At 61.4% G+C, this 254-nt stretch carries 1 pseudogene; it reads right to left on the bottom strand.

From position 1 onward, the window contains the following. Positions 1-254: pseudogene (locus SB756_RS32645) on the bottom strand (anaerobic ribonucleoside-triphosphate reductase); the annotation flags it as partial.

Here is a 254-nt window from a genome sequence, read left to right as displayed (position 1 = left end):
CCAGCACCACATCGCGCGGCAGGATCTGCTGCTGTGCGTAGTGTTTTGCCACGATCCCGGCCAGCAGATCGCGCTGCGTCGGGATCACTTTGCTGTCTTTGTTGGCATTCTCGTTCAGCAGCGCCGCATTGGTCTGATCGACCAGCCCGCGGATGGCGTGATGTAACTGGCTCTGACGATCGCGGGCGACATCGCGATCGTGGCGGTATTCAATGTAGGCGCGGGCCAGTTGAGGGTAAGGACCCGCCATCAGC

Origin of the sequence: Pseudomonas sp. SIMBA_068 (assembly GCF_046534705.1) — a bacterium.
In the GTDB taxonomy this organism is placed as follows: domain Bacteria; phylum Pseudomonadota; class Gammaproteobacteria; order Pseudomonadales; family Pseudomonadaceae; genus Aquipseudomonas; species Aquipseudomonas putida.
Note: the sequence above shows the minus strand (reverse complement) of the source record. Positions and strands in the feature narration are given on the sequence as shown.